At 67.6% G+C, this 7,236-nt stretch carries 6 protein-coding genes; 5 read left to right on the forward strand and 1 reads right to left on the reverse strand.

Features of this window, described 5'->3' with window-relative positions:
* The first annotated feature begins 60 nt into the window (after nt 1-60).
* From alaS to OXF11_17535, 5 genes are all read left to right on the forward strand, one after another.
* The gene (alaS, locus tag OXF11_17515; protein ID MCY4488898.1) at nt 61-2,709 is read left to right on the forward strand and encodes an alanine--tRNA ligase; all 2,649 of its coding nucleotides are present in this window, start codon (nt 61-63) and stop codon (nt 2,707-2,709) included.
* Nucleotides 2,710-2,734: 25 nt separating this feature from the next.
* A complete protein-coding gene (locus OXF11_17520; GenBank protein MCY4488899.1) occupies nt 2,735-3,718 on the forward strand; it encodes a PhoH family protein in 984 nt (327 codons plus the stop codon).
* A gap of 70 nt (nt 3,719-3,788) precedes the next feature.
* Nucleotides 3,789-4,262, forward strand: a complete 474-nt coding sequence (gene ybeY, locus OXF11_17525) for an rRNA maturation RNase YbeY (protein MCY4488900.1) — start codon at nt 3,789-3,791, stop codon at nt 4,260-4,262.
* 162 nt (nt 4,263-4,424) lie between these two features.
* A protein-coding gene (gene prfB / locus OXF11_17530) for a peptide chain release factor 2 (protein MCY4488901.1) occupies nt 4,425-5,526 on the forward strand; the annotation gives its coding sequence in 2 pieces (ribosomal slippage) (nt 4,425-4,493 and nt 4,495-5,526; 1,101 coding nt in all).
* Nucleotides 5,523-6,467, forward strand: coding sequence for a hypothetical protein (locus OXF11_17535; protein MCY4488902.1), 945 nt, complete (start codon nt 5,523-5,525; stop codon nt 6,465-6,467). The genes prfB and OXF11_17535 overlap by 4 nt, the downstream gene beginning before the upstream one ends.
* A gap of 40 nt (nt 6,468-6,507) precedes the next feature.
* Here the strand turns inward: OXF11_17535 and OXF11_17540 are convergent.
* Nucleotides 6,508-7,236: formate--tetrahydrofolate ligase (locus OXF11_17540; GenBank protein MCY4488903.1), on the reverse strand; the 729-nt coding region annotated here is incomplete at its 5' end.

The raw sequence follows: 7,236 nt of genomic DNA on the forward strand, positions 1-7,236 counted from the left end.
CCCCGCCGCGGGGCATTTGACATTGCCTTCGCGCGCGCGGGAATGCTATCAAGGGGCGTCATGACGTCCGGCAAAGCGATTCGCGACAGCTTCCTCGACTTCTTCAAGGACAAGGCCCACACGGCGGTGCAGAGCTCGTCTCTGGTGCCGCAACAGGACCCCACCCTGCTCTTCACCAACGCGGGGATGGTCCAGTTCAAGAACATCTTCCTGGGGGTGGAGCGGCCCGCGTTCAAGCGCGCCGCCAGCGCCCAGAAGTGCCTGCGCATCAGCGGCAAGCACAACGACCTGGAGGCGGTGGGACGGGACACCTACCACCACACGTTCTTCGAAATGCTGGGCAACTGGTCCTTCGGCGACTACTACAAGGAAGAGGCCATCGACTGGGCCTGGAACCTGCTCACGCGGGAATGGGGCCTGCCCAAGGACCGGCTCTACGCCACGGTGTTTCGCGACGACGACGAGGCGGAAGGGCTGTGGCACCGCATCAGCGGCCTGCCGGCGGAGCGGGTGCAGCGCTTCGACGAGAAGGACAACTTCTGGGAGATGGGCGACACCGGCCCCTGCGGGCCGTGCAGCGAGATCCACCTGGACCGGGGCGCCGAGGCCTGCGACCTTACCGGCGAGCCCGGCCACGTGTGCGCCGTGAACGCCGGCTGCGCGCGCTACATCGAGCTGTGGAACCTGGTGTTCATCCAGTACAACCGCGACGCCGCGGGGACGCTGCACGAGTTGCCGGCCAAGCACGTGGACACCGGCATGGGGCTCGAACGCATCACCGCGGTGCTCCAGGGCGTCTTCTCCAACTACGACGTGGACCTGTTCCGCGACATCATCAGCGCCACCGAGGAACTGGCCGGAAAGGCCTACGGCGACAACGACGACGCGGACATCTCGTTTCGCGTCATCGCCGACCACGCGCGCGCGGTCAGCTCGCTCATCGCCGACGGCGTGCTGCCGAGCAACGACGGCCGCGGCTACGTGCTGCGCCGGCTGCTCCGGCGGGCGGCGCGCCACGGGCGTCTCCTGGGCTTCGAGGAGCCGTTCCTGTGCCGCCTGGTGGAGCCCGTGGCCCGCGTTCTGGGTGAAGCCTACCCCGAGCTGCGCGCCGAGACGGAGCGTATCGTGGGGACCGTCCGGGCCGAGGAGGGACGCTTCGCCGAGACCCTGGACAAGGGGCTTGTGCTGCTGGAGGACTCGCTGTCGGAGCTGCGCAAGTCCGGTGAGGGATCGCTGCCCGGAGACGTGGCGTTCCGTTTGTACGACACCTACGGGTTTCCGGTGGACTTGACCGAGGACATCCTCCGGGGCGAGGGCATCACCGTCGACCACGAAGGGTTCGAACGGCTGATGGAGGAGCAGCGAACCCGGGGCCGAGCCGCCCGGGACACCACCGCCCACGGCGAGAGCCTGAACGTCGCCGACGGCCTCCCCTCCAGCCATTTCATGGGCTACGACCGCCTGGAACACGAGTCGCGGGTGACCGGCCTCTATCGCGGCGACGCGCCGGCCGAGGAGGCGCAGGAGGGCGACGAGGTGGAGATCGTCGTCGCCGAGACCCCGTTCTACGCCGAGTCCGGCGGACAGGTGGGCGACCGAGGCGTCATCCGCACGGCCCGCGGCGACATCGTGGAGGTGCTGGACACGTGGCACCCGACGCCCGCGGTGTCGGTGCACCGGGGCAAGGTCGTCAACGGCCGGGTCGCGGCCGGGGACGAAGTGGAGCTGGCGGTGGACGGCGAACGGCGCCGGCGCGCCATGCTGAACCACTCGGCCACCCACATCCTGCACGCGATCCTGCGCGAGGAGCTGGGCATGAACGTGCGTCAGGCCGGCTCGCTGGTGGCACCCGACCGGCTGCGCTTCGACTTCACCCACGACGGCCCCGTGGATCCGGAAATCCTCGAACGCATCGAACGCGAAGTGAACGAGCGCGTGCGTGACAACGGGGGCGTCTCCACCGAGGAGATGGCCTACGACGACGCCATCCGCGCCGGCGCCATGGCGTTCTTCGGCGACAAGTACGGCGACCGCGTGCGCGTGGTGCGCATCGGCGACTTCTCCACCGAGCTGTGCGGCGGCACCCACATCCATCAGGCCGGCGACATCGGGCTCTTCCGGCTGAGTTCCGAGGGCGGCGTCTCCGCCGGCGTGCGGCGCATCGAGGCCGTCACCGGCGCCACCGCCTTCGACGTCATGCGCGCCTACGACGCGGTCCTGGGCGAGATCGCCGGACTGCTGCGGAGCACCAACGAGGACGCCGTGGAGAAGGTGCGGCGCCTGCTGGAGCGGCAGAAGGAGCTGGAACGGCAGGTGGCCGAGCTCAAGGGCCAGCTCGGCCAGAACCGGGTGCCGGACCTGCTCGCCAAGGCCCGAAAGAATGCCGCGGGGGCGAGCTTCATCGTCGAGAAGGTCGACGGGATGGACGCCAAACAGCTTCGGGAGACCGTGGACCAGCTCCGCCAGCAGATGCCCGACGCCTTCGTGTTCCTCGCGTGCCCCGGCGAAACGAACGTGATGCTGGCGGCGGGGGCCGGCGGCGGACTCGACGGACGCTATCACGCCGGGAACATCATCAAGCAGGTGGCGCCCGCCGTGGGCGGCGGCGGCGGCGGCCGCGCGGACTTCGCCCAGGCGGGCGGAAAGCAGCCCCAGAAGACCGATGAGGCGCTGCGTCTGGCCCGGGAAATCGTGTCCGGTATTTCTTGATGCGCGAGTCTCTGGGAGGTACCGAGTGAGTCAAGCCACTGTCGAGAGCATGCTGACGGTGCCGCACTTGGCGTTCAACGACCCGCGGCTCTTCCGGGAGCTTCTGGGCAACCAGGACGAGCACCTGAAGATCGCGCAGCGGGCGCTGGGCGTGAAGTTCCAGGTGCGCGGCACGGAGATGGAGATCGTCGGCGACCCGCCCGACGCGGAGCTGGCACAGGAGGTCATGCGCCAGCTCTACGGGCTGCTGGAACGAGGCTACCCCGTGTACGGCAGCGACGTGGACTACGCCATCCGCATCCTCAGCAGCAACGCCAGGGCCAACCTGCAGGAGATCTTTCTCGACACCATCTACATCTCGTCGCACAAGCGCACCATCACCCCCAAGAGCGTCGCCCAAAAGGCCTACATCGACGCCATCCGGCGCCACGACATCGTCTTCGGCATCGGCCCGGCGGGCACCGGCAAGACCTACCTCGCCATGGCCATGGCCGTGTCCGAGCTGATGAAGAACAACTACGCGCGCATCATCCTCACCCGCCCGGCGGTGGAGGCCGGGGAAAGGCTCGGCTTTTTGCCCGGCGACCTCGCCGAGAAGGTGAATCCCTACCTGCGGCCGCTGTACGACGCCATGCACGACATGGTGGATTTCGACAAGGCGCGGCGCCTGCTGGAGCGGGGCAGCATCGAGGTGGCGCCGCTGGCGTTCATGCGCGGCCGCACCCTCAACGACTCCTTCGTCATCCTCGACGAAGGGCAGAACACCACTCCCGAGCAGATGAAGATGTTCCTCACCCGACTGGGCTACGGCTCCAAGGCGGTCATCACCGGCGACGTCACCCAGATCGACCTGCCCGCCGGCCGGCTCTCCGGCCTCAAGGAAGCCTGGCGCATCCTGCGCGGGGTCGATGGCATCCGCTTCAGCACCTTCACCGAGAAGGACGTGGCCCGGCACCGCCTGGTGCAGGAAATCATCACCGCGTACGAGCGCGACGCCGGTGACGCCTAGGGCAACCGGGCGCACCCGGGCGGCCCGGCGATGGCTGGCCGCCGGCGCACGGGCTGTTCCCTCGACCACCATGGCTGAGAGCGTCCTCACCGTCGACATCGTGCGCCGCGGGCCGGCGAGACGCGTCTCGACACGCGGATTCAAGGCCAAGGCGCGCCGCATCCTGCGGTTGCTGGAGCAAAGCGACTGCGAGTTGAGCGTGGCGCTGGTAGGTGACGGCGAAATCCGCGAGCTGAACGGGCGCTATCGCTCGCGCGACGAGCCCACCGACGTGCTCTCCTTCCCCGTGGACGAGTCGTTGCCCTCCGGCCCCCGGCTCATCGGCGACGTCATCATCTCCGTGGAGAAGGCCGCCCGCCAGGCGCGGCAACGCCGCCGCACCCTCGAAGACGAACTGGAAGTGCTGCTCATCCACGGCATCCTGCACAACCTGGGCTACGACCACGAGCGCTCGCCCGAGGACGAACGCGAGATGCGCGCCCTGGAACGGCGCCTGCGCAGGGAGTTGAAGGCCCCTCCTGGATTCCCGCTTTCGCGGGAATGACGACTCGGGGTGGTGGCGCCGCTACGTGGCCGAGCGGAGTTTGACACCGCCCGGAAGGCGGGAGTCAGGAACTGCGTTATTGCCGTCCACGCAACATCGGCTATATTGAGTAGCACCATCGATCACCCGACGTTGCGAAACCAACCGTTGCAGGAGCCCACCATGTTTGACGAAGCACGCGAACAACTGACCCAACTCGAGGACAAGCTAAGACTGCTACGGAGGCGCCTTTGACGTCGAAACCAAGCAGAAGCGCATCGACGAGCTCGTAACCCTCACCGCCAAGCCCGACTTCTGGAACGACGCCGACAGGGCCCAGGAGGTCCTCAAGGAACAGTCCCTGCTGCGCGAAGCCGTGGACGACTACGGCAAGTGCCAGACCAGCATCGAAGAGGCGCGCTTCTTCCTGGAGCTGGCGGAGGAAGAGAACGACGCCGAGGCCCTGGAAGAGACCGAAACCCGCCTGCGCGAAGTCACCGACAGCGTGGCCGGGATGGAGCTGCGCCGGCTCCTGGGCGGCACCGACGACCGCCGCGACGCCATCGTCACCCTTCACCCCGGCGCCGGCGGCACCGAGTCTCAGGACTGGGCCGAAATGCTGCTGCGCATGTATCTTCGCTGGGGCGACCGGCGCGGCTACAAGACCGAAATCATGGAGTATCAGCCGGGCGAGGAGGCCGGCGTCAAGCGCGTCACCTTCACCATCGCCGGCGACTACGCCTACGGCTACATGAAGTGCGAGGCCGGCATTCACCGGCTGGTGCGCATCTCCCCCTTCGATGCCAACTCGCGGCGCCACACATCCTTCGCCTCGGTGTTCGTCTATCCCGAGGTGGACGACACTATCGACGTGGAGATCAACGAGTCCGACCTGCGCATCGACACCTACCGCGCCAGCGGCGCCGGCGGCCAGCACGTCAACAAGACCGACTCCGCGGTGCGCATCACCCACCTCCCCACCAACGTCGTCGCCGCCTGCCAGAACGAACGCTCGCAGCACAAGAACAAGGCCATGGCCATGCGCATCCTGCGCTCCCGGCTCTACGAGCTCGAGGTGCAGAAGCAGCGCGAGTTGATGGACAGCTACGCCAAGGCCAAGAAGGACATCGCCTGGGGCAGCCAGATCCGCTCCTACGTCCTGCACCCCTACCGCATGGTCAAGGACCACCGCACCAACCTGGAAGTCGGCAACGCCGACGCCGTCCTCGACGGCGACATCGACCGGTTCATCCAGAGCTATCTGATGGAGGGGGAGGAGGGTTGACCATCGGCCCGGCCAAGATGCCTGGCGGAGCAAACCGGCTCTCGCGGATCGCGATAGCCGTGGTTTCTCTGGCGGCGCTGTGCGGCTGCGGCGCTGGAGTCAGCGTTGGCGGCTCCTCCGCCGAGTTGGAGCGGCCGACCGAATTGGAGACGCCCACCGCGGCGGAAATCGAAGGTACGCTGAACAGGCTGTCGCAACAGACGAAACCTCCCGAACCGTTCAGCTTCGGCGGCGCTGTCGTTACCTGCACGGCATTGGGCTGTCCGGTTCCCGACGCGATCCACGTCAACCACGTGCGCCCCGTTCACGGGCGGCTCGATTTCTCGGGTTTCGATTTCATCGAACGACGCCGCGCCGTGTCGCTGGCAACGAAATCGCGGAGCTCCGGCATGGGAGACCACTTCATCAGCCGCCGGACGCTGGGCGGCTGGATGGAACACGGCTTCTTCCTGGTGGAGACGCTGCACGAAGGCCCACACGCCGATTTCAGCTACAGAACCTACTACATGGGGCGCCCGACTCCGACGAAACCAGCCGTTTCGGTGAGCGGGACGTGGTCGGGGGTCATGGCCGGCGTCATGGCATCATCTTCCGATGATGACGCTGTCTTCGTCCGGGGAGACGCCACGGTAACGGTTGCCTACCCCGGTGGCTCTCGCGCGGCTCTGGTTGACGTCGAATTCGCAAGCATCACCCGTGAAGACACGGGGGCGCGAATCAGCAACATTTCCTGGGAGAATCTGGCATTGGAGGGCGGACAATTCGCCGCGGGCAATGTCCTGCACAACCACGGCGATGGATACTTCGGCACGGAAGGATTCCCTGCTTCACGAGGGGGCGGCGTCTTCGGCCAATTCTACGGGCCCAACCACGAGGAAATCGGCGGTCTGTTCCATCGAGAGGGCCTCGCCGGCGCGTTCGGCGCGAACCGTAACGACTGATACGTTCCCGCACTAACGGGCTCCACGTGGAGCAGTACCCTCAAGAAAGACCCTCTACCTGCCCCTGGGCGTTGACGTGGATGCTCTCTGCGGCCGGCGTCCTGGGCAGGCCCGGCATGGTCATCATGTCGCCGCAAATGGCCACCACGAACTCCGCGCCCGCGGACAGGCGCAGTTCGCGCACCTGCACCTCGTGGCCCTCCGGGGCGCCCTTGAGGGCGGGGTCGGTGGAGAAACTGTACTGGGTCTTGGCCATGCACACCGGATAGTGGCCGTAGCCGCCGTCCTGTAGCGCCTTGAAGCGGTTGCGCACCGCCGGCGTGGCGGTGACCCCGCCAGCGTGGTAGATGCGCTTCGCCACCGTCTCGACCTTGTCCCACAGCGGCATATCGTCGGGATACAGGGGGCGGAAGTCCGCCTCTCCCGCCTCGACAACCTCCACCACCCGGCGCGCCAGGGCTTCGGTGCCGGCGCCGCCGTCGGCCCAGTGGGTGCACACCAGGGCGGGGACGTCCAGCGCGGCCGCGACCTCCGTCACCGCCTGGAGTTCGGCCTCCGTGTCGCTCGGAAACCGGTTCACGGCCACCAGCGCCGGCACCCCGAACTGCCGCACGTTGGCGAGATGGCGCGCCAGGTTGGCGCCGCCCGCCTTGACCGCGGCCACGTTCTCGTTGCCGAGAGCGGCCAGCGCCACGCCGCCGTGCATCTTCAGCGCCCGCGCGGTGGCCACCACCACGACGGCGTCGGGCGCGAGGCCGGCCTTGCGGCA

This window comes from Deltaproteobacteria bacterium (assembly GCA_026712905.1).
GTDB lineage: Bacteria > Desulfobacterota > Binatia > UBA9968 > JAJDTQ01 > JAJDTQ01.

Excerpts from the sequence above, each read along its gene's own strand:
- ybeY (MCY4488900.1), top strand. The coding sequence starts at position 3,789 with ATGGCTGAGAGCGTCCTCACCGTCGACATCGTGCGCCGCGGGCCGGCG.
- alaS (MCY4488898.1), top strand. The coding sequence starts at position 61 with ATGACGTCCGGCAAAGCGATTCGCGACAGCTTCCTCGACTTCTTCAAG.